This window comes from Phreatobacter stygius (assembly GCF_005144885.1).
GTDB lineage: Bacteria > Pseudomonadota > Alphaproteobacteria > Rhizobiales > Phreatobacteraceae > Phreatobacter > Phreatobacter stygius.
Map to the genome: position 1 here is coordinate 5,148,330 of NZ_CP039690.1, position 20,229 is coordinate 5,168,558.

The 20,229-nt window shown below is 66.6% G+C and carries 22 protein-coding genes; 9 read left to right on the top strand and 13 right to left on the bottom strand.

Annotated elements, in window-relative coordinates; translation table 11 throughout:
* Nucleotides 1-18: 18 nt before the first annotated feature.
* Entirely contained in the window at nt 19-666 is a 648-nt protein-coding gene (locus E8M01_RS24210) for a TetR/AcrR family transcriptional regulator (RefSeq protein ID WP_136962507.1), read from the top strand.
* Nucleotides 667-675: 9 nt separating this feature from the next.
* On the opposite strand, the gene E8M01_RS24215 is transcribed toward E8M01_RS24210, so the two are convergent.
* Complete coding sequence (locus E8M01_RS24215; RefSeq protein WP_136962508.1) at nt 676-1,632, bottom strand: 2-hydroxyacid dehydrogenase; 957 nt, start codon at nt 1,630-1,632, stop codon at nt 676-678.
* A gap of 340 nt (nt 1,633-1,972) precedes the next feature.
* Between E8M01_RS24215 and E8M01_RS24220 the strand changes: the two genes are divergently transcribed.
* From E8M01_RS24220 to E8M01_RS24235, 4 genes are all read left to right on the top strand, one after another.
* Nucleotides 1,973-2,797: a universal stress protein gene (locus tag E8M01_RS24220; RefSeq protein WP_136962509.1), complete on the top strand. Its 825-nt coding sequence runs from the start codon at nt 1,973-1,975 to the stop codon at nt 2,795-2,797.
* Nucleotides 2,798-2,960: 163 nt separating this feature from the next.
* Complete coding sequence (locus E8M01_RS24225) at nt 2,961-3,200, top strand: hypothetical protein (protein ID WP_136962510.1); 240 nt, start codon at nt 2,961-2,963, stop codon at nt 3,198-3,200.
* 25 nt (nt 3,201-3,225) lie between these two features.
* Nucleotides 3,226-4,656 (top strand): aldehyde dehydrogenase family protein, encoded by a 1,431-nt coding sequence (locus E8M01_RS24230; RefSeq protein WP_136962511.1) that lies wholly within the window; start codon nt 3,226-3,228, stop codon nt 4,654-4,656.
* A 64-nt stretch (nt 4,657-4,720) separates the two neighbouring features.
* Nucleotides 4,721-4,927, top strand: a complete 207-nt coding sequence (locus E8M01_RS24235) for a TOBE domain-containing protein (protein ID WP_136962512.1) — start codon at nt 4,721-4,723, stop codon at nt 4,925-4,927.
* A gap of 57 nt (nt 4,928-4,984) precedes the next feature.
* On the opposite strand, the gene E8M01_RS24240 is transcribed toward E8M01_RS24235, so the two are convergent.
* On the bottom strand, nt 4,985-6,487 hold the full coding sequence (locus tag E8M01_RS24240) for a retropepsin-like aspartic protease (RefSeq protein ID WP_136962513.1): 1,503 nt from the start codon (nt 6,485-6,487) through the stop codon (nt 4,985-4,987).
* A 106-nt stretch (nt 6,488-6,593) separates the two neighbouring features.
* On the opposite strand from E8M01_RS24240, the gene E8M01_RS24245 reads away from it, so the two are divergent.
* Entirely contained in the window at nt 6,594-7,190 is a 597-nt protein-coding gene (locus E8M01_RS24245) for a helix-turn-helix domain-containing protein (RefSeq protein WP_136962514.1), read from the top strand.
* 75 nt (nt 7,191-7,265) lie between these two features.
* Here the strand turns inward: E8M01_RS24245 and E8M01_RS24250 are convergent, their stop codons facing one another.
* The 3 genes from E8M01_RS24250 to E8M01_RS24260 form a co-directional block, all read right to left on the bottom strand.
* Nucleotides 7,266-7,847 (bottom strand): tyrosine phosphatase family protein, encoded by a 582-nt coding sequence (locus E8M01_RS24250; protein WP_136962515.1) that lies wholly within the window; start codon nt 7,845-7,847, stop codon nt 7,266-7,268.
* 163 nt (nt 7,848-8,010) lie between these two features.
* Complete coding sequence (locus tag E8M01_RS24255; RefSeq protein ID WP_211596667.1) at nt 8,011-8,394, bottom strand: DUF1236 domain-containing protein; 384 nt, start codon at nt 8,392-8,394, stop codon at nt 8,011-8,013.
* A gap of 216 nt (nt 8,395-8,610) precedes the next feature.
* Nucleotides 8,611-9,549, bottom strand: coding sequence for a LysR family transcriptional regulator (locus E8M01_RS24260; protein WP_136962516.1), 939 nt, complete (start codon nt 9,547-9,549; stop codon nt 8,611-8,613).
* A gap of 447 nt (nt 9,550-9,996) precedes the next feature.
* On the opposite strand from E8M01_RS24260, the gene E8M01_RS24265 reads away from it, so the two are divergent.
* Nucleotides 9,997-12,441 carry an autotransporter outer membrane beta-barrel domain-containing protein gene (locus tag E8M01_RS24265; RefSeq protein WP_170182053.1) on the top strand — a complete coding sequence of 815 codons (2,445 nt, stop codon included), beginning with the start codon at nt 9,997-9,999 and terminating at the stop codon, nt 12,439-12,441.
* A gap of 122 nt (nt 12,442-12,563) precedes the next feature.
* On the opposite strand, the gene E8M01_RS24270 is transcribed toward E8M01_RS24265, so the two are convergent.
* The 7 genes from E8M01_RS24270 to E8M01_RS24300 form a co-directional block, all read right to left on the bottom strand.
* Nucleotides 12,564-13,220, bottom strand: coding sequence for a glutathione S-transferase family protein (locus tag E8M01_RS24270; protein ID WP_136962518.1), 657 nt, complete (start codon nt 13,218-13,220; stop codon nt 12,564-12,566).
* 72 nt (nt 13,221-13,292) lie between these two features.
* Nucleotides 13,293-14,297 carry a threonine ammonia-lyase gene (locus E8M01_RS24275; protein WP_136962519.1) on the bottom strand — a complete coding sequence of 335 codons (1,005 nt, stop codon included), beginning with the start codon at nt 14,295-14,297 and terminating at the stop codon, nt 13,293-13,295.
* Between the two features lie 10 nt (nt 14,298-14,307).
* The gene (locus E8M01_RS24280) at nt 14,308-15,036 is read right to left on the bottom strand and encodes an amino acid ABC transporter ATP-binding protein (protein WP_136964797.1); all 729 of its coding nucleotides are present in this window, start codon (nt 15,034-15,036) and stop codon (nt 14,308-14,310) included.
* An 80-nt stretch (nt 15,037-15,116) separates the two neighbouring features.
* Nucleotides 15,117-15,782 carry an amino acid ABC transporter permease gene (locus E8M01_RS24285; protein ID WP_215908792.1) on the bottom strand — a complete coding sequence of 222 codons (666 nt, stop codon included), beginning with the start codon at nt 15,780-15,782 and terminating at the stop codon, nt 15,117-15,119.
* The gene (locus E8M01_RS24290) at nt 15,779-16,495 is read right to left on the bottom strand and encodes an amino acid ABC transporter permease (RefSeq protein WP_136962521.1); all 717 of its coding nucleotides are present in this window, start codon (nt 16,493-16,495) and stop codon (nt 15,779-15,781) included. The genes E8M01_RS24285 and E8M01_RS24290 overlap by 4 nt, the downstream gene beginning before the upstream one ends.
* Nucleotides 16,496-16,523: 28 nt before the next feature.
* Nucleotides 16,524-17,387 (bottom strand): amino acid ABC transporter substrate-binding protein, encoded by an 864-nt coding sequence (locus E8M01_RS24295; RefSeq protein ID WP_136962522.1) that lies wholly within the window; start codon nt 17,385-17,387, stop codon nt 16,524-16,526.
* Nucleotides 17,388-17,416: 29 nt separating this feature from the next.
* Complete coding sequence (locus E8M01_RS24300) at nt 17,417-18,145, bottom strand: HAD family hydrolase (RefSeq protein WP_136962523.1); 729 nt, start codon at nt 18,143-18,145, stop codon at nt 17,417-17,419.
* 81 nt (nt 18,146-18,226) lie between these two features.
* Between E8M01_RS24300 and E8M01_RS24305 the strand changes: the two genes are divergently transcribed.
* Nucleotides 18,227-19,156 carry a dihydrodipicolinate synthase family protein gene (locus E8M01_RS24305; protein ID WP_136962524.1) on the top strand — a complete coding sequence of 310 codons (930 nt, stop codon included), beginning with the start codon at nt 18,227-18,229 and terminating at the stop codon, nt 19,154-19,156.
* Nucleotides 19,125-19,880, top strand: a complete 756-nt coding sequence (locus E8M01_RS24310) for a GntR family transcriptional regulator (protein WP_246088416.1) — start codon at nt 19,125-19,127, stop codon at nt 19,878-19,880. Before E8M01_RS24305 ends, E8M01_RS24310 begins: the two co-directional genes overlap by 32 nt.
* On the opposite strand, the gene E8M01_RS24315 is transcribed toward E8M01_RS24310, so the two are convergent.
* Nucleotides 19,881-20,222 carry a hypothetical protein gene (locus E8M01_RS24315; protein ID WP_136962525.1) on the bottom strand — a complete coding sequence of 114 codons (342 nt, stop codon included), beginning with the start codon at nt 20,220-20,222 and terminating at the stop codon, nt 19,881-19,883.
* Nucleotides 20,223-20,229 lie beyond the last annotated feature (7 nt).

A 20,229-nucleotide genomic window follows, 5' to 3' on the forward strand; every position in this document is an offset into this window, starting at 1 on the left:
GCGCGAGAAGGAGGCAACATGGCGGAGACAATCACGCGAAGTCCGCGCACGCGAGGCCTGCGCACGCGTCCGTCGGCCGCCGAGGACCGGCCGCCGAAGCGGGCCGAAGTGTCGCGCCAGCAGATCCTCGACGTTGCGGCGAGCCTGTTCCGCGCCCGCGGCTATACCGAGACCTCGCTGCGCGACATTGGCGCCCAGGTCGGCATGAAGGCCGGCAGCCTCTATTATCATTTCGCCTCGAAGGAGGAGCTGGCGGCGGACGTGCTGCGGATCGGCGTCGAGCGCGTCCACGAGGCGGTGGCCTCGGCCGTCGCCGCGCTCGGGCCGGGCGCGCCCATGAAGGCACGCATTGAGGCCGCCATCTCGGCCCATCTGGAAACCCTGCTGGTCGAGAGCGACTATACCTCGGCCCATATCCGCTGCTTTCCCTATGTCCCGCCGAGCCTGAAGGCCCAGCTGAGCCAGGCCCGTCGCGATTACGAGGCGATCTGGCGCCGGTTGCTCGACGAGGCGGCCGCGGCGAAAGCCCTGGCGCCGGGCATCGACGCGGAAGTCGCCCGGCTTGCCATTCTCGGCGCGCTCAACTGGTCGCTTGAATGGTTCGACCCGGTGCGGGGCCGTCCGGAAGAGCTGATCCGCACGCTGGTCGCGGCCTTCACCCGCTGAATCGGGCGTTCAGCCCGAACCGGGCACGGGATTGACCACCGGACGCCCGGCGAAAAAGGCATCGAGATTGGCCAGGATCATGTCTTCCTGGGCCTCGCGGGCGGAAATGCTGGCCGACGCGATATGGGGGGTGAGCACAACCCGGGGCGAGGCGATGAGCCGCGCCGGCACCTCGGGCTCGTTCTCGAAGACATCCAGGCCGGCACCCGCAATGGTGCCATTCTCCAGCGCTTCGATCAGCGCCGCGGTGTCGACCGCCATGCCGCGCGAGATATTGATCAGATGGCCCTTGGGCCCGAGCGCCGCCAGCACCGCGCGATTGACCGCATGACGGTTGGAGGCGTCGGCACGGACCGAGACGACCAGGATGTCGGCCCATTCGGCCAGCGCTATCAGGCTCGGCTTGTAGGCATGGCCGATGTCCCGGTGTTCGGTCCGGCTGTGATAGGCAATCTCCATCTCGAAGGCCGCGGCGCGGGCCGCCACCTTGCTGCCGATGGCGCCATAGCCATAGATGCCGAGCCTGGCGCCGGTCAGGCCGGGCACCGAGGGCATGCGCTCGGCGGCATTGCCGCGCCAGCGGCCGTCCCGGACGAAGCGGTCGGCCGCCAGGATCTGGCGCGCCGAGGCGATCACCAGGCCCATGGCGAAATCGGCGACGCTGGAGGCATTGGCCCCGGGGCTGTGGGTGACGCTGAGGCGGCGCGCCGCCGCGTCGCCGAGGTCGATCCCCTCGTAACCGGTGCCGAAATAGGAGACGAGGCCGAGCTTCGGCAGGACGTCCAGCAGCGCCCGATCGGTCTTCATCGTACCCATGGTGAGCAGCGCGCGGGCGTCATGGCCGCCGGGCGGCACGGCATCAGCCGCCGAACGCTCCATTGGCCCATGGACGTCGTAGCGCTCCCGCAACAGCCTGGTCAGCCGTTCGGGAAAATTGCAGGCCAGCAGGATCGGGGACTTGGACAAGACGCGGCTCCATCGGCAATGGCGGCCAGGAAGCACGGACAGCCGCCGCCGGGCCATGGATTTTCGCGCATCGCTGTCCGCATCTTGCTGCATCGGTTTGGCTTTGGTCGAGGCCCGATGCGGCGGCGCCCATGTCCGTTCGCGCCGATCTTTGCCGCCCGTCCTTGCTCGGGTTGGCGGCGCAAGGGCGCCGAATGGATCGGCACCGAGGTTGCCGGCTGGAACCGGCGGCGGCGTGAGGGCGTTTCGCTGAGGCGGCGGCGCACCGTGCGCCGCCGCGAGCCGGCCGAGGCCCGCCATCCGAGAGGCCAGCTCGCGCCCGGCAGGCAGGAGAACGATCATGGGGATGCGCGACATTCTGGTTCTGATCGACCGGGAACCGAGCCCCGTCGAACCTTATGCGCTGGCACTCGCAGCCGCGCTGAAGGCCCATGCGACCGCGGCCTGCGTGATTCCCGAACCGCAGGCGGCGCGTTATGGCGGCTGGGAAATTCCCTCCGATATCTTCCGGCAGGCACGTGAACAGCTTCGCCAGGAGGCGGAGAAGGCGCTGGGCAATTTCGCCGCGGCGGCACAACTGGCCGGCGTCGCCTGCGAAACCTTGGTGATGACCACCGAGCCGCGCGACCCGGACAGGGGGCTGGCCAGGCTCGCCGGTCATTTCGACATGGTGGTCATCGAGCAGGCCGATCCGGCCGCGCCCGCCGCGAGCAATGATCTCGCCGAGATCGTGCTGTTCGGTTCGGGACGGCCCGTGCTGATGGTACCCTATATTCAGCGGGACGGGCCGGCCTTCGGCACCGTGCTGGTCGCCTGGGATGGCAGCCAGGTTGCGGCGCGGTCGGTCGGTGACGCCGTGCCGCTGCTGACGAGTGCCAAGCGGGTCCAGGTCGTGACCGTGCTCGCCGGACGCCAGGAGCGGCCCGAGATTCCAGGCTTCGACATCGTGAGCCATCTCTCCCGGCATGGGATCAATGTCGAGTTGCGCAAGCTGGTGGTGGCCGGGAACGTGGCCAATACGCTCCTGTCGCACGCAACCGACGTCGGGGCCGACCTTCTGATCATGGGCGGCTATGGCCATTCCCGCTTCCGTGAGTTCGTACTGGGCGGGACGACCAGGACGATCATGCAAACGATGACGGTTCCGACCTTCATGGCGCATTGATTTCATGAGGGATCGGTCGTCGGCGTGCCGGCCCGGTGACAGCCGGCCGCTCGGTGAATGGCTGCCACCCGACCTTGGAATATCCCTCCGCCAGGACCGTGACATCGGCGCGGGCGTCGCCTATCGTTATGCACTATTGGCTATAGCGCATGAGGCATGGTCCATGGAGATCGAAGGCCGGATCCTGACCACCTGCGAGATCGCGCCCTACGGCTTCAGCGTCTGGTTCTCGATGCAGCGAGCCAGGAGTGAGGTCTTGAGCCTTGCGCTGGCGCCGTCGCCGCCGAATGCGGCCTGCGTTCACGTCAACTTGGACCCGGATCCTGACCCCTCTGGCACGCGTCTTCGTCATCGCTATGATCGCGCCCGGCGGAATTCTGAATCTGTCGAAAATCAGTCTTGAAAGTCATTTTGGGGAGACACGCGTCATGGCACACGAACGGGAATTCTACATCAATGGCGAGTGGGTCCAGCCGAGCGGCAGCGCTACGCTCGAGGTGATCGATCCGTCGACCGAAGAGGCGATCGCCACCATCGCGCTCGGCACTGCGGCCGATGTCGACAAGGCGGTTGCCGCCGCGCGCGCCGCTTTTCCGGCCTTCTCCGCCACTTCGCGTGAAGAGCGCCTGGCGCTGATGCGCCGTCTGCTCGAGGTCTACAAGACCCGTTATGCCGATATCGCCGACACGTTGTCGCGCGAGATGGGCGCACCGAAGAAGCTCGCCCACACCGCCCAGGCTGCCATGGGCAGCTCGCATCTGGCCAAGATGATCGAGACGCTCGAGACCTTCGAATTCGAGCAACTGCGCGGCACCACGCTGATCGCCAAGGAGGCCATCGGCGTCGTCGGCATGATCACGCCGTGGAACTGGCCGCTCAACCAGATCATGTGCAAGGTCGCGCCGGCACTCGCCGCCGGCTGCACCATGGTGCTCAAGCCCAGCGAGATCGCGCCGCTCAACGCCCTCATCTTCGCCGAGGTCGTGCACGCGGCCGGCATCCCCAAGGGCGTGTTCAACCTGGTCAATGGCGATGGCCCGACGGTCGGCGAGGCGATTTCGCGCCATCCCGGCGTCGATATGGTGTCGTTCACCGGCTCGACCCGGGCCGGCATCCTGGTCGCCAAGGCGGCGGCCGACACGGTCAAGCGCGTGCATCAGGAGCTTGGCGGCAAGTCGGCCAATATCATCCTCTCGGATGCCGACCTGAACCGGGCGGTCAAGCTGGGCGTCGAAGGCTGCATGCGCAACTCGGGCCAGTCGTGCAACGCGCCGACCCGCATGTTCGTACCGGCCGACAAGCATGCCGAAGCCGTGGCGATCGCCCGGGCGACGGCCGAACCGCTGAAGGTCGGCGCGCCGGCCTCGGAAGAGACCTGGCTCGGGCCCGTGGTCAGCGAGGTGCAGTACAACAAGATCCAGCGGCTGATCGAGGCCGGGATCAAGGAAGGCGCCGAACTCGTCACCGGCGGTCCGGGCCGCCCCGAGGGCCTGAACCGCGGCTACTATGTCCGCCCGACGGTCTTCGCCAACGTCACCGACGACATGACCATCGCACGTGAGGAAATCTTCGGGCCGGTGCTGTCGATCCTGCCCTACAAGACCGAGGAAGAGGTCGTCGCCCGGGCCAATGACACGCCCTATGGCCTGGCCTCCTATGTCCAGTCCGGCTCGGTCGACCGGGCGCGCAAGATCGCCGCCAAGATGCGCAGCGGCAATGTCTATATCAACTATCCCGCCTGGGACGCCGGTGCGCCCTTCGGTGGTTACAAGCAGTCCGGCAATGGCCGCGAATATGCCGGTTTCGGCCTCGAGGAATTCCTTGAGATCAAGGGCACGGTCGGCTACGCGGCCGCCTGATGACGCTCCGACGGCGGGGAGCTCGGTCTCCCTGCCGCCTTTTCCCCCCGATCGGAAACACCTCATGAAACTCAGCGCCAGAAACCTACTCAAGGGCAAGGTCGTGGACATCAAGAAGGGCGCGACGACGGCCCATGTCCGCCTCGATATCGGCGGCACCATCGTCACCTCCTCGATCACCAACGAGGCGGTCGACGAGCTGAAGCTGGTGGTCGGCCAGGACGCCTATGCCGTGGTCAAGGCCTCCGACGTGATGATCGCCGTCGACTGACCGGCGCCGTGCCGCCGTCGGCATGTCGTCACCACGCTACAATCCGTCGTGTCGGCCTCAGCGGCCGACAATATAGGTCATGTTGTCGAAATCGATCGTCCACGAGCCGTATTTCCGCATGAAGCCATGGCAGATGGTTCCATCGAGGATGTAGCCGCCGCGCCAATAGATTTCCGGCCGGCGGGCGCCATATTCGCCGCTCACGTCGTTCTGGACGAGAGGACCGAGCTGGACCGAACTCATTCGGAAGCTGCCGGAAGCCGGCGGTGCACTGCCGGCCTCCGCGGCGGCGGCCCGATCCGGCTCCGCAATGGCCAGATGACGCAAGGTCTGGATTGGCGCGGTGACGACATGACTGTCGCGGCCGGGAACCCGGCCCGAATCCATGAAGAAGGTGAGTTCCTCGCTGCCATTGATGCGCCCGCGCGCCAGCATGACATGGGTCGAATCGAGGGCGAAGGGGATCTCGGCCACGATCCCTCGGATCAGGCCGGCGCGGGCATCCCTTATGCCTTCGGCTCCGCGGGCGCGGAACACGAGCCGGTTGTTGAAGAAATCGAGGGTCGGGACGAACTGGCGCAAGAGGGCGGTGCCGACAATGCCGTCGAGGACGATCTGGCTGTCCTGCTGGACGACGATGAACCGCTGCATCGGAAGAACCAGGACCGGCACGTGCCTGATCGTCACGCCGCCGAGCTTGAGGCTCTCGATCCGGCCCATGCTCGGCTGGGTGTCGAGGCCGCCGGCATGGGATCCTCCGAGAGCGACGACGGGTCCGATGCCAAGCGTCGCGGCCAGGTCGGCGTCGAGGATCAGCGTGTCGGCGCCCGTGTCGAGGCCGACGGTCACGGCCTTGCCGTTGATCTCGATGCGGAAGACCGGCAGCGGGTCGGCTGCGATGAGAGGAACGGCGGAAAGCCGCTCCGGGCCGGCCCAATCGAGTTGATACGGCTTTTCCCTGAAGGATCGGATGAAGGTCAGGTGCGGACGTTCGATCGCCGGCGGGATCGTCAGCGCGCTGATCCGGTCGAATCTGTTTTGTTGGTAGTAGGTCAGGATGAGATAGCTCGTCTCCTGGATCGTCGCGGCCGGTCCAAGGCTGTCGATCAGCGTCTTCAAATAGCGCTCCGCCATGTCGTAGTGCCCGAGCATATAGGCGAGCTTGCCCGCCAGCCTGAGTGCGTCCGTCGAGACTTCCCAGGCCTCTGCCAGCGGCTGGGCAACGCGCCAGGCCGACCAGAAGTCGCCGCTCTGGAACAGCCGTTGCGCATAGGCAGCGGCGCCGATCTGGGGGTCGGCGCGCCAGCCTTGCTTGGCCCGGGCCAGGGCGTCCGCGAGCTCGCTGCGCGTCGTCTCGGGCCGTGGTGTGGTCGCCCCGGCCTGCATGAGGACCGCGGGACCCTTGGCGGCAGGCATGCCCGAGAGCGGAGCGGTCGCGGCGCATTCGACTGCCAGAACGAGCGCCAGGAGGCACAGCACCAGCAGGACAAGAGCGACGGCCGCGTCGCGCAGGGAGGGCGCGTCGCAAGGTGCGCGAAAATAGTTTCGCGACATATCCATGATCTCCGTAATTTTCTAAGTTGGCGGCATGGCGTGGAAGCCCCACCGAAACCAACGATGGCAAATATGCTATCGTTAGCAAATATGCTAAAGTGATGTGCGAATTATGGTGACGCTGCGGCATCGAACCTTGACGACGCCAGGCGAGATCTCGGCCTTCATGCATGCCACACGTATGGCGATGCTGGAGAAGCTGGGGAGCGAGCCCGCGACCTTGAGCCAGATTGCCGCGCGGATGGGTGTGCACCCGGCCAACCTGACGCGGCACATGCGCATTCTGCTGGCGGCCGGCTTGGTCGAGACCGCAGGAACGCGCGATATCGGACGAACGGTCGAGAAATATTACCGGATCACCGCGTCGAGCTTCGACGTGGCGCCGGAGACCGACCAACTGAAGGCACCGCACCGGGTGGTTCTGGCCTTCGCGCGCAGCGATCTGGCGGCGGCGATCGCCGCCTTGCCCGATGACGAGACGCGCACGGTCCATGTCTCGGTCGTCGCCGCGCGCATCGCGCCCGAGGCGGTGGCCGAGTTCAAGGCGGAACTTGCCAAACTGGCTGCCCGGTTCGAGGCCGCCGAGACCGAAGGAGGGGAGCCCTATCGGCTCAACCTCAGTCTTTATCCCGGCGATGCCCTGCCGGGCGACGCGTCGGCGAACCTTCGCGTCAAAACAAAGTCACGGAAGGGGTCGGCGGCATCATAACCGGCGCCCGGCGCGTCCCGCGCCGGTCCATGGCTGCGTTGGCGGCAGGGCAGGGTGGCTCGAACCTGTCGTCAGCTATGCCCCGGCCATGGCCAGTTCGCGATCGCGCTTGAGCTGGGTCATCCAGTCGACGAACCGCGGATCATGCTTGAGCTGGTGAGCGTAGTGCCGGCCGAGCGCCGACGTCAGTCGGCCGTTCCTTTGCAGAGCCTCGTCGGCGAAACCGATCATCACGGAATTGGGCCAGGCCTGCGGCCGGATCTCGCGCAGGCGCTCGAACAGCCCGTCCTCGGGTTCGTCCGGGTTGGCTTGCGCCAGCAGTGTCAGCATCGCGGCGGTCGAGCGCGACACGCCCATATGGCAATGCACCAGCAGGTGCCCCTCGGTACGGCCGGCCTTGGAGCCGGCGAGCTCCGACCCGAAGCGCAGGATCTGCGCGACATGCTCCGGTTCGGGCATGACCATGCCCGGCCTGGCGTCGATGATGTCGTGAAATTGCAGCACGGTGCGATGATGGGCGCCGAAGGTCTGGAAGGCCTCGAGTTCCGGCCATTCCGGGTCGAGCACCGACAGGACATGGGTCACGGAACGGCTGCTGTGCTTGGCCAGTTCGTCAATGCCGCAAATGGTCAGAACCGAAATCGCGATGTTCTGCATCGGAGAATCCTTATCCCGGCGCCGCTGGACGGCGCCGGGACAGTCTTAATTGATCTCCACGACATCCCGATAGACGGATCTTTGTCGGATGGCGCCGGAGGCCGGTTCCGTCAGGGTATTAGTCGAAGAGATATTAGTCGAAGAAATATTAGTCGAAGAAATATTAGTCGAAGACCTGGACGATCCGGCGCGTCTGCGGGTCGACCAGCACGGTTCGGTTGTTGACCACCGTGTAGCGATACCGGGTCTCGCCATATTGGCGGGGCACCTCATAATAGGTCACGCCGGCGCTCGGCAGTTCGCCGCCGATGACCACGTCGCTCGAGTAGCGATAGGACGGATGGCGCCGTTCGGTCACATAGGTGCGGAATTGCGGCTGAGATGCCTCGGCGATGCCGCCGACCACGGCGCCAGCGACGCCGCCGACCACCGCACCCACCGGGCCGCCGACGATCGCGCCGCCGACAGCGCCGGTCGCTGCGCCCGTGCCGACGCCCGGAGGAATACCCGGCCTCGGTTCCGGCACCTGGGTCTGCGCGAACGCCATGCTGGGCGCCAGAACAAGACTGAGGATCGTCATTTTCGTGAGTGAGTTGCGTGTCAAGATCGTCTCCCGGTTTCGGCGCGTTTTTGCGCTTATCAGGGGTAGAACGCGGCATGACGGAAAGGGTTCGAGGGCGAGGCGAATAACGATCGGCCTCGTCATGGCGGGAGGTTCAGGCCTTGCGGTCGCCGACAGCTACCGCCGCACGCCGCCTCAGATTTACGCCGTCGCTGGTGGCACCGGTTTGTTGCCGGCTATCGCTCGGATGATCTTGATGAACGCCATTACGGCGGGGGTGGGGGTTCGATAACGTGGGTAGATGAGGCCGAATTCGACGTCGATTGGCGCGGGCCGCATCACCAGAGGGGCCAATTCGCCCGCCTTCCAAAAGGGATCGAGCAGCGGAACCGGTGCCCAACTGATCGCATCGCTGGCACTCACGACCTGACGCATCGCCGTGAAGCTCTCAACCCAGAGCCGTGGAACGAAGCCGCCGGACTTCGGCACGGTCAATGCGCGGTTCTCGCCGGCATTGTCCATGACCTCCGACGCGTAGTGTGAGGGCCGGGGGCCGGCCAAGGGAAAGTCTGCGAGATCTATCTCCTTGATCACCCGGTGCTTGAGCAGCGGATGTCCCGGCCGGCAGAACAAGGCGACCTTGACGGTGACCAGTCGGTCGAACGCGAGCTCATCGAGCCCGCGCACTTCGACGAGGTCGGCAACCGCGATATCCGAGCTGCCGTTCAGAACGTCCTTCACCGCACGGCGGCTCTCGCAGGAACGCATGCGGCAGCGAACATTCGGAAATTCCATGGCCAGCCGCCCCAGCGTCCGAGGTACCCAGAGCTCCGACGGAAAGGTGCCCGCGCTGACCGTTACCTCACCGATCTCGAGCCCCCTGGCCAGGCGGATCTCGCGTGTGAGATTGTCCATGCTGCGCACGACCGGCTGGCCCCATTCCAGCACGATCCGGCCGAACATTGTCGGTTCCGGAATGCCCGTACCCCGGTCGAACAGCCTGACGCCGAGATCGGTCTCGAGCGCCTGAAGCGCGCGCGTCAGGGCGGATTGGGTGATGCCCAGGGCCTCGGCCGCGCGGCCGAAGTGGCGGTGCTGCGCCAAAGCGCCGACGATCTCAATGTGCCGCAATGTCAGCATGATGCGTTGTGCTCATTAAATTTTGACTTCGATGAATTTGACACATCGTCATGCTTCTCGTCATCACTTTCAAGGGATCAAGACTCGCCGACGGGGACCGGAAAGGCCGGGTCGTGGTCGCCGGCAAAGGATCCGGCTCCGATGGGTGTGGTCCCCCAGGGAATTGAAATCATTCCGCCGGCGCGACGGCGGATCGGCCATTGCGGGTAAGGAATGGAAGCGGGCCAGGCGCTGCTTCCGGGGGCATGAATGGGCATGAACATGACAGGGCAGACGGCTGGGCGCCACGAGGCGGCCGGGCCATGGATATTGCGCGCCGGTGGGCTGCACGGTGATCCGGGCGATCGGTCGGCGCCATCGCCGGGCCGCCTGCGGCGGGCGGTCTTCGTCGGCTGCTCGGTCCTGGCCTTGGGCCTGGGCGGGCTCGGTCAGGCCGCCGGGCAGAGCGTGAGCACTTCTGGCGACGTCGATCCCCTCGGCGCGACCTCACCGACATGGACGATCTCCCGCCAGCTCACGATCGGCAATTCCGGCAGCGGCTCCATGACCATCGCGGGCGGAGGCAGGGTTTCCAGCAGCGACGGCCTTCTGGGCTTCTACGACGGGTCCGCGGGAACGGCGACGGTCACCGGCGCCGGTTCGACCTGGACCAACGCCGGCGAGCTCATCGTCGGTATCCTGGGGTCTGGCGCCTTGACCATTTCCGGCGGCGCGACCGTCGCCAACACCATGGGCAGCCTCGGCCTCTACACCGGATCCACTGGCGCGGTGACGGTCACCGGTGCCGGCTCGACCTGGACCAACAGTGGCGAACTGGTGGTCGGCTGGTCCGGCACCAGCACGCTGGCCGTCGGCAACGGCGGCGCTGTCGCCAGCGGCAAGGGTTCAATCGGCTACGACAACGACGTGACCGGCACGGTGACCGTGCATGGCGCGGGCTCGACCTGGAGCGCCAGCGCGATCGACCTCGGCGTTTTCGGCGCCGGCGTGCTGACCATCGCGGAGGGCGGCAAGGTTTCGGTCGGCACGGGCGGATCGGGCATCGTCACCCTCGCCAGCTACGCAGCCGGCACCGGTACCGTCAACATCGGCGCGGTCGCCGGTTCGCCGGCGGTCGCGGCGGGCACGCTCGCCGCGGCCGAACTGCGGTTCGGCAACGGCACCGGCACGCTCAATTTCAACCACACCGACGGCGCCTATGTCTTCGCGCCGAAGGTGTCGGGCCATGGCACCATCGAGCAGCGCGCCGGCACGACGATCCTGACCGGCGACAGCTCCGGCTTTGCCGGCCAGACGACGGTCTCGGGCGGCAAGCTTGTCGTCAACGGCGCGCTCGGCGGAACGCTCAGCCTCGCCTCGGGCGGCGTGCTCGGCGGCTCCGGCACGGTCGGGGGGCTGACGGTCAAGGCCGGCGGCACGGTGGCGCCGGGCAATTCCCTGGGCACGCTGAATGTTTCAGGCCATGTCGGTTTCGCCGCCGGCTCGCGCTACCAGGTCGAGATCAACCCGGCGGGGCAGGGCGACCGGATCGTGGCTGACGGCACCGCGGTGCTGTCCGGCGGCACCGTTGATGTCGTCAAGGCGCCGGGCACCTATCTGCCGGGCACGCGCTACACCATCCTGACCGCCGCGGGCGGGGTGACCGGTACCTTTGCGAGCTTCGGCCAGGCCGGCCTCTTCATTAGCCTCGGCCTGAGCTACGACACCAACAACGTCTATCTCGACCTCGCCCGCAATCAGGCCTCGTTTGCGTCGGTCGGCGCCACCCGCAACCAGGCCGTGGCGGCAACCGCCGCCGAGGCGTTGGGCCGAGGCCATGTGCTCTATGATGCGCTGGTGCAACTGACGCGCGCGGACGCGGCGCGTGCCGCCTTCGACCAGCTCTCCGGCGAGATCCATGCCTCGGCCAGGACCGCGCTGGTCGAGGACAGCCGGTTCCTGCGCGAGGCGGCGATCAACCGCTTGCGCGCTGCCTTCGGCGCGGCCGGCGCGACCCGTGCGCCGGTCGCCGTCTATGCGGCCGACGGCCCGGTGTCGGCTGCCGCCAGCACCGAGCGTTTCGCCGTCTGGGGCCAGGCCTTTGGCTCCTGGGGACGCTGGAGCGGCGATGGCAATGCCGCCCGGCTGAACCGCTCGACCGGCGGTTTCCTGATCGGCGCCGACGGCTCCGTTCTCGACATCTGGCGGCTCGGCATCGTCGCCGGCTATAGCCGCACCGACTTTGCGGTCAGGGAGCGCGGAGCGGCGGGATCGAGCGACAATTACCACGCCGGCCTTTATGGCGGCACGCAGTGGGGGCAGCTCGCGCTGCGTGCGGGCGCGGCCTATACGTGGCACGACATCGCAACCAGCCGTTCCGTCGCCCTTCCCGGCCTCGTCGACAACCTGAAGGGTGGCTACAAGGCAGGCTCCGCGCAGGTCTTCGGCGAACTGGGCTATGGCATCACGCTGGCACAGACGCCGATCGGCATCCTTGCCATCGAGCCTTTCGCCAATCTGGCCTATGTGAGCCTGTCGACGGCCGCCTTCGCGGAGAAGCCGGACGCCGTCGCGCTCGTCAGTTCCGGCGCCGCCAGCGGTCTCACCTTCACCACGCTCGGCCTGCACGGTGCGACCGGCTTCATGCTCGGCTCGGTCAGCGCGAGGGCGCGCGGCACGCTCGGCTGGCGTCATGCCTTCGGCGACACCGTGCCGGCGGCGCGCCTGGCCTTTGCCGGCGGCACGCCCTTCGGCATCACCGGCGTGCCGATCGCCCGGAACGCTGCGGTCGTCGAGGCGGGCCTGGACTTCAATCTGACGCCGGCCGCCACCCTCGGCTTCACCTATGGTGGCCAGTTCGGCTCCGGCCTCATCGACCAGACCGCCAAGGCCAATTTCAACGTCAGGTTCTGACCCGCACGGCGCCCCGGCAGGACGATGCCGGGGCGCCATGGTCGCTCCGATCGAAGCCCGTCATCGTTTCAGTGCGAGGCCGCCATGAAGGCCGCCATGAAGGCCGCATTGGATCAGCCTGGTCAGCCGGGCAGGCCCGGATCGGTGTCGCTCAGGCCTGGCCGGTTCCGCATGAAGGCCCACCAGGCCGAGAGCCTCGGATAGTTCCGCATCAGCGAATGGCCTTCAGGGGCTGCGGTGAAATAGGCGACCATCGGCGCCAGATGCAGATCGGCGAGCGACACGGCGCCACCGGCCAGCGGGCCGCCGCCGTCAGCCCTCCTTTCGCGCGCGGCCAAATCTTCGAGCGCGGTCAAAAAACGCGACGCGCCATCGATGCCCGTGCGGATCAGGTCTTCGTCGGTGCTTCGTCCGAGGCGGGGACCGAACACGCGTTGCGCGAACACCTGGCGGACCAGGGGAATATAGCCGTAGGAATCGATCATCGAGATGATCTGCGCCATGCGCGCCCGCTCGCGCGCGGCGAGCGGCTGCAAGGCCGGCCCGGCAAAGGCGTCGTCGATATAGCGGGTAATCGCCCCGGTCTCGTAGAGCACGAAGCCATCATCGACGAGGGTCGGCACCCGGCGGAACGGATGGAGCTTCAGGTAGCTCTCGGGCATGTCCTGGGCGAAGGGGTTCACCTCCACGCGGTCATAAGCCACTCCCTTCTCGGCCAGCACCATCCGGGCGATCCTGAGATAGACGCTGTAGTGGTAGCCGTGCAGCGTGACCGCCATGGCATCGCTCCTGCCGCATGTGGCATCGGGAGTGTCAGTCATCACGCAAGCGCCGCCGGCTCGCAAGCTGCGTCACGCCGCGGCGCCACCGATCGGCTGTCGCGCCAGCGCCCGCATGAAGACCGCCGTATCGACATTGCCGCCGGACGCGACGACGACGACGGTTCGACCCCGCAACGCCCCGGGCCGCGCCAGCAAGGCCGCGAGGCCGACGGCGCCACCCGGTTCGAGCACGATCCTGAGCTCTTGATAGGCGAAGCGCATGGCATCGAGCACCTCGTCGTCATCGGCGACCTCAACCCTGGCCAACCGATCTTTGTTGACGGCAAAGGGCAGGGCGGCGGGCGTCGGGGCGAGCAGGGCGTCGCAGATCGAGCCGTCGACCGTTGCATTGCATTCCCGCTTGCCCGAAGCGAGCGATCGCCTGGTATCGTCAAAGCCAGCCGGTTCGGCTGCCCAGACCTCGGTCTGGAACCCCAGGGCTTCGACGGCAAGACAGGTGCCGGCGGCGAGCCCGCCACCGCCACAGGGCACCATGGCGACATCGACCGCGATGCCGGCCAAGGCGAGATCCTGCAGCGCCTCGGCCATGGCGGTGCCCTGGCCGGCGATAACGAAGGGATTGTCGCCTGGAGCAACCACGGCGACCGCGCTGCGCTCGGCGATGCTTGCCGCGATATCCTCTCGCCGTTGCCTGTGCCGGTCGTAGAGCACGATATCGGCGCCGTGGGCCCTGGCCCGCGCAATCTTCACCGACGGCGCATCGAAGGGCATGACGATGGTGCAGGCAAGGCCGAGCATGCGGCTGACCCCCGCGACCGCCAGCCCGTGATTGCCGGTCGAATAGGCGACGACGCCACCTGGAAATGCCGCGCGGTCGAGGCGCGACAGGCAGTTATAGGCTCCGCGGAATTTGAAGGCGCCGGAGCGCTGCAGATTTTCGCATTTGATGAAGACCTTGCCGCCGCTCAGCGCATCGAGTTCGTCCGAGCGCAGCAGGGGCGTGCGGATCGCCACGCCGGCGAGCTGGGCCAGCGCGTCGGCGACATCGGCCACGACCGGTGGTCGCAAGGTCATGGTGCCAGCCTCAATGCGACAGGATGCGGGACAGGAAAAGGCGGGCGCGCTCGGACTTTGGGGCGGCGAAAAACGCTTCGGTTGGAGCCACTTCGACGATCACACCCTGGTCCATGAAGACGACGCGATCGGCGGCACGGCGGGCGAAGCCCATTTCGTGGGTGACCACGGCCATGGTCATGCCGTCCTGGGCCAGTTCCTGCATGACGCCGAGCACTTCGCCGATCATTTCCGGATCGAGAGCCGATGTTGGTTCGTCGAACAGCATGGCGACCGGATCCATCGCGAGCGCGCGGGCAATGGCGATGCGCTGCTGCTGGCCGCCGGAAAGCTCGGCCGGGTAAGCTTTGGCCTTGTCGGGCAGTCCGACGCGGGCGAGCAGCGCCTCGGCCTTGGCTTCGGCCTGGTCGCGCGGGCGCTTCAGCACGCGCAGTGGCGCGAGGCAGATGTTCTCCATGACCGTGAGATGCGGGTAGAGCTCGAAATGCTGGAACACCATGCCGATGCGGGCGCGCAAGCCGGTCAAATCGGCGCGCCGCGCGCCGATATCCATGCCGTCGACTATCAGTGAGCCGCGACCGAAGGGTTCGAGGCCGTTGATGCATTTGATCAAGGTGCTCTTGCCGGATCCGGACGGGCCGCAGATGACGACGACCTCGCCGCGTTCGACGGTGAGATCGCAACCTCTGAGAATCTCGATCGCCCCATAGCTCTTGCAGAGGCCGGTCATGACGATCATCGGGTCGCGCGTGCCTTGAAGCGACCAGCCGGCGGCTTCAAGCGGCGCCGACGCCGAGCTCGGGCCTGTTTGCAGGTGGTTCATTCCGTCCTCCCTTGCCGCAGCCTGCCGGCCCAGAACGCCCCCGTGGCACAGATCAGGAAGTAGATGACCGCCACGAAGACGTAGATTTCGATCAGCCGGTTGTCCCGGTTTGCAACGATGCTCGCCGAGGTCATGAGGTCCCTGAGCGATATGACGTAGACGAGCGAGGTATCCTGGAACAGCACGACCGCCTGGGTGATCATCAAGGGCAGCATGGTCCTGAAGGCCTGCGGCAGGATCACGAAGCGCAGCGTCTGGGCATAGCCGAGCCCGGAGGCCAAGGCGGCATGCCACTGGCCGCGGCGGATGCCCTGGATGCCGGCCCGGATGATCTCGGAATAATAGGCCGCTTCGAACAGCACGAAGGCGATGAGGGCGGCGTGCAGCGCGCCGACCGCCTGACCCAGCAGGAGCGGCACGAGGAAATAGAACCAGAAGAGAACCAGGACGAGAGGGATAGCCCGGAAGCCGTTGACATAGGCCGCGGCAAGGGCCGCCAGCATGGGCCGCCCCGACAAGCGGACGATGGCGAGACCGAGGCCGAGAACGATGCCGCCGATCATGGCGACGCCGGTCAGGATCAGGCTGAGCGCAAGCCCCTCGAGCAGGAAGGGCAGGGCTCTCGCGATGACGGCGAGGTCGAAGGAAGCTTCCGCCATCATCCTTGTCCCATGCCGCCGGGCAGAGCCGTGCGCCGCTCGATGCCGCGCATGACGCCGGTCACCGCGAGCGCGATGACGAGATAGACGACGGTGGCGGCGGTGAAAGCCTCGAAGCCCTGGAAGGTGTAGCTCTCGATCTGGCGGCTTTGCGCGGTCAGTTCGAACACGCCGATCGTCAGGGCGAGCGCCGAGTTCTTGAACACCGTCAGGAAGTCCGAGGTCATCGGCGGCAACACCAGCCGGAAGGCCTGCGGCAGCAGCACGAAGCGATAGGCCGCGCAAAGGCTCATTCCGCCCGCCAGGGCGGCCATTGTCTGGCCACGCGGCACGGCGGCTATTCCCGAGCCGACCTGCACTGCGACGCGCGCCGACGTGAACAGCCCGAGCGCGACGATGGCGGTCCAGAATTCCGGATAGGGCAATTCGCGTTTCAGCCAGAAGCCCCAACGAGCGGGCAACAGCTCTGGCACGACGAAGAACCAGAGGAATAGCTGGAGCAGCAGCGGCACGTTGCGGAACAGCCCGACATAGAGCCTGGCCGCGGCGCGCGCGGCCAGGCCAGGCAATGTCCCGGCCAAGCCGACAAGCGTGCCGGCCAGGAGCGCGAACAGCCAGGCGGCAAGCGAGATGACCAGCGTCAGCCCCAGCCCGGAGGCGAGCCATCCAAGATAAGGCGGCTCGATCAGGATCGACCAGTTCCAGGCATAGTTCATGGCTGTGGCTCCTCCGAAGCTTGGCCTCTCACTCAGGAATGGCCTGGAGCTTGAAGGCGGCGGCGAGGTCGGGCGAAAGCGGCACGGACAGCCGTGTAAACCAGGTGTCGTAGAGCGCCTGCAGTTCGCCCGAGCGCGTCATCCGGGCAATGGTTGCGTTCACCAGGGTGAGGAAGACCGTGCTGTTCTTCTGGATCATCATGCCATAGGGGTCGAAGGACAGCGGCCGGCCGACCACCGCGTAGTCGGCAGGATTGGCGGTCGCGGCGCGCAGGCCGAACAGCAGGATGTCGTCGGTCGAAAAGGCGTCCGCGCGGCCGGTCGACAACGCCAGGAAGCCCTCGGAATTATCCCGGACCGGAACAATCCTGACATTCAGCTTGGCGGCCTCGATCAGCGCCTTGATCAGCCGCTCGGGCGTGGTGTTGATCGGCAGCGCGACGGCCTTGCCGTCGAGGTCCTCGACCTCGCGGATGCCGGATCCGGCCTTCACCAGCAGGCGCGTGGTCGAGATGAACGGGGTGGCGCTGAAGTCGACCTGCGATTGCCGCGCGATGGTGTTGACCGTCGATCCGCATTCGATGTCGACGGTGCCGTTGGCGACCAGCGGGATGCGGTTCTGCGGATTGACCGCAACGAAATTCACCGTGAGGTTCGGCCGGTCGAGCTTCAGCTTCACCGCCTCAACGACCTTCATGCAGATGGCGATCGAATATCCGACCGGCCGGCGGGCGTCATCGAGATAGGAGAACGGGATGGACGCCTCGCGGTAGCCGATCGTGATGGTGTTCTTCTGCCTGATGCGGTCGAGCACCGCATCGCTGGATTGGGCCTGGGCCGCGCCGCTGATCAGACATGCCGCGCCGGCGATCGTCAGAAAGAGCTTGTGCATGATCCACCTTTGGAAGGGTTGCTGGTCGTTCAGGTGATGTCGGCCGGCGCGCCGGTCAGCGCGGCGACGAGTTCTACGAGGCTGGACACGGTCAGGTCGGGCTTGGCTTCGGCCGCGCCCTCGCCGGACAAGCCGAGCAGCCGGCCCGGCCGGTTGATCCAGGCGCAGGGGAGACCGAGCCTGTTGGCGGGCGTGACATCGGCGCGCAGGCTCTGGCCGATATGCAGGATGCGCTGGCGCGGAATGCCGAGCGCCGCGAAATCGGCGATGCCGGTATGGAAATGCGGCCAGTCCGGTTTGTAAGCCCCGACCCGTTCGGCCGTGACGACGACATCGAAGCTGAAGCCGAGCTTGATGCAGGAACTGGCGAGCGAGGCATTGTCGATATTGCTGAGCGCACCGACCTTGGCCTTGGCCTGCAAGGCTTTCAGCCCGACCTGGCTGTCGGCATAGGCCGGCCAGGCATGTGGGGTCGCGGCGAAGCGCTCCCGTTCCTCGACGTCGATGGCAATGGAGAATTCGCGTGACACTCGCTCGAAACAACGGCGCAGGATGTCCGGATAGAGATGGGCCGGGCGCTCCTTCTGGATGTCGGCGCGCGCCCGATCGAAAGCCATCAACAGGTCCTTGCCCGGCGCCGAAACACCATGACGGCCGGCCCATGCGCCGAGAAAGGCGATGATCGACGGCTCCCAGTCGATCAGGGTTCCGTAGACGTCGAACGTGACGGCATCGAAGTCGGAAAGTCGCAATCTCATGGCATCCTCGGGCTGTCTGCGGTTGTTAAATTAGCGATAATCGCTTATCGATTATTCGTCAACACCACGAGGAGACCTTCGATGACCAAGCCTGCGGGCATCATCGCCGCCACAGCCACGCTGTTTTCGGACGCCGAAGGCGCCGTCGATCTCGGCGGCCTCGTCAGCCATTGCCGGCGGCTCCTGGCCCTTGGATGCGATGGCGTGAACCTCCTGGGGACGACCGGCGAGGCGACCTCTCTGCCGGTGGCCCGGCGCGTCGAGGTCATGAGGGCCGTGGCGGCGTCAGGCTTGCCGCTCGACCGCTTCATGGTCGGGACCGGCGCAGCCTCTCTCGCCGACGCCGCAGCCCTGACGGGGGAGGCCGTCGATCTCGGTTTTCAGGGGGCGCTCGTCCTGCCGCCGTTCTACTACAAGGGCATCGATGACGCGGGGCTGAGCGCCTTTTTCGAAGACCTGATCGCGCGGACCGATCGGACGAGGCTGCGGCTCTACCTCTACAATTTCCCGCAGAACACGGGCATCCGGTTCTCGACCGAATGGATCCGTCGCCTGCGCGATCGCCACCCCGACGTGCTCGTCGGCTTGAAGGATTCGTCCGGTGACATCGCGGCTGCGAAAGCCTTGGCCCGCGACCTGCCAGGCTTTGCGGTTTTCCCCAGCACGGAGACGGCGGTCGCCGACATCGGATCGGGGGCCGGGGCCTTTGCCGGCGTGATCTCGGCCTCGCTCAACGTGACGGCGCCCTGCCTCGGGGATTGGCGGGATGCAGGGGACCTCGCGGCGCGGATCGACAAGGCTGGGGCAATCAGAGCGGCACTTTCAGAAGTGCCGCTGGTGGCGGCCGTGAAATGGGCGCTAGCCGATCTCACGGGCGAGCCGGGCTGGCGCTCGCTGTGTCCGCCGCTCGTGCCGCTGAATGCCGGCCAGGAGGCGCGTCTGATCGCGGCGCTCGCGAAAACCGACTATCATTCGCTCCGTGATTCATTCACGGCCCGGCGTCCGAATTGAGTTCGGACTCGTGGCTCATTTGTCGAGGATGGGGATGACGCCGCGCCAATCGTCGCTTGCAGCTCTTCCTGATGAGCCGGGGGAGGCCCGTTCGGCCTCCGTCGTGGTCACCGACGCGCTCCGCGAAGCCATTATCCGCGGCACATTGCGCGGCGGCGAGCGGGTTCGGCAGGACGCCGTCGCCAGCCGCTTTGGCGTCAGCCAGATGATCGTGCGGGAAGCCTTCAAGCAGCTCGTCGGCGAAGGTTTCCTCAAGGCCGAACCGCGGCGGGGCGTCAGCGTCGCGGTTCTGACTGCGGACGAAGCCTGGGAAATGACCCAGCTTCGCAGCTTGCTCGAAGCGCAAGCGCTCGAATGGGCCATCCCGCGGATGACCAAGGCGGATCTGGAGGCGGCGGCGCGCACGCTTGCCGAGCTCGACAAGGCAAGGTCGACCGACCGGATCATCGCGCTCAATGCGCGCTTCCACGAGTCTCTTTATGCGCCGGCGGGCAGGCAACGGACGCTCGCGATCATCGCCAACCTCCGGCTCAACTTCGAGCGCTATTTGCGCTTCACCTGGGAGGAGACGCGGCACCTCGACCAGTCGCAGCAGGAGCACAAGGATCTCCTGGCCTTGTGCCTCGCCGGCGATACGGAAGGCGCCTGCGGCCTATTGAAGCGGCACATCCTGGCCACCGGCATGGTGCTGGTCGATCACCTGAAGGCTGGGGCCACCGAATAGTCAGGCGTCTTCACCCTGGGCGCCGGCCCGGGCGCGCCGCTTGACCTTGCGCACCTCGGCGAGCTGACCGCGGAGAATGGTCAGGGCATCCTGCTCGGTCTGGCTGAGCCCGTCGAGCTTGATGTGGTCGAGTAGCACGTCGAGCGCATCGCCGATCCGGCCAAGCTGGCGGCCATAACTGCCGACATCGTCGAGGATGGCCTGTTCCACCTCCGGGTGCGGGGTCTGGCCGAGGTCGATATTGATGAAGCCGAAGCGCGCGCCTTGCTGATAGAAGGTCCAGGGATTGATCTCCTGCCAAAGGCGCTGGGGCGCGAGCGACAGCTGAAACGACTTGGACATGGTGGCC

Bases quoted from the DNA above. Each gene is read 5' to 3' on its own strand.
- E8M01_RS24290 (WP_136962521.1), bottom strand. From the start codon at position 16,495: ATGAACTATGCCTGGAACTGGTCGATCCTGATCGAGCCGCCTTATCTT.
- E8M01_RS24295 (WP_136962522.1), bottom strand. From the start codon at position 17,387: ATGCACAAGCTCTTTCTGACGATCGCCGGCGCGGCATGTCTGATCAGC.
- E8M01_RS24230 (WP_136962511.1), top strand. From the start codon at position 3,226: ATGGCACACGAACGGGAATTCTACATCAATGGCGAGTGGGTCCAGCCG.
- E8M01_RS24210 (WP_136962507.1), top strand. From the start codon at position 19: ATGGCGGAGACAATCACGCGAAGTCCGCGCACGCGAGGCCTGCGCACG.
- E8M01_RS24260 (WP_136962516.1), bottom strand. From the start codon at position 9,549: ATGCTGACATTGCGGCACATTGAGATCGTCGGCGCTTTGGCGCAGCAC.
- E8M01_RS24305 (WP_136962524.1), top strand. From the start codon at position 18,227: ATGACCAAGCCTGCGGGCATCATCGCCGCCACAGCCACGCTGTTTTCG.
- E8M01_RS24250 (WP_136962515.1), bottom strand. From the start codon at position 7,847: ATGCAGAACATCGCGATTTCGGTTCTGACCATTTGCGGCATTGACGAA.
- E8M01_RS24270 (WP_136962518.1), bottom strand. From the start codon at position 13,220: ATGGCGGTCACGCTGCACGGCTACCACTACAGCGTCTATCTCAGGATC.
- E8M01_RS24300 (WP_136962523.1), bottom strand. From the start codon at position 18,145: ATGAGATTGCGACTTTCCGACTTCGATGCCGTCACGTTCGACGTCTAC.
- E8M01_RS24245 (WP_136962514.1), top strand. From the start codon at position 6,594: ATGGTGACGCTGCGGCATCGAACCTTGACGACGCCAGGCGAGATCTCG.
- E8M01_RS24255 (WP_211596667.1), bottom strand. From the start codon at position 8,394: ATGGCGTTCGCGCAGACCCAGGTGCCGGAACCGAGGCCGGGTATTCCT.
- E8M01_RS24275 (WP_136962519.1), bottom strand. From the start codon at position 14,297: ATGACCTTGCGACCACCGGTCGTGGCCGATGTCGCCGACGCGCTGGCC.
- E8M01_RS24235 (WP_136962512.1), top strand. From the start codon at position 4,721: ATGAAACTCAGCGCCAGAAACCTACTCAAGGGCAAGGTCGTGGACATC.
- E8M01_RS24225 (WP_136962510.1), top strand. From the start codon at position 2,961: ATGGAGATCGAAGGCCGGATCCTGACCACCTGCGAGATCGCGCCCTAC.
- E8M01_RS24315 (WP_136962525.1), bottom strand. From the start codon at position 20,222: ATGTCCAAGTCGTTTCAGCTGTCGCTCGCGCCCCAGCGCCTTTGGCAG.
- E8M01_RS24280 (WP_136964797.1), bottom strand. From the start codon at position 15,036: ATGATCGTCATGACCGGCCTCTGCAAGAGCTATGGGGCGATCGAGATT.
- E8M01_RS24240 (WP_136962513.1), bottom strand. From the start codon at position 6,487: ATGGATATGTCGCGAAACTATTTTCGCGCACCTTGCGACGCGCCCTCC.
- E8M01_RS24285 (WP_215908792.1), bottom strand. From the start codon at position 15,782: ATGATGGCGGAAGCTTCCTTCGACCTCGCCGTCATCGCGAGAGCCCTG.
- E8M01_RS24220 (WP_136962509.1), top strand. From the start codon at position 1,973: ATGGGGATGCGCGACATTCTGGTTCTGATCGACCGGGAACCGAGCCCC.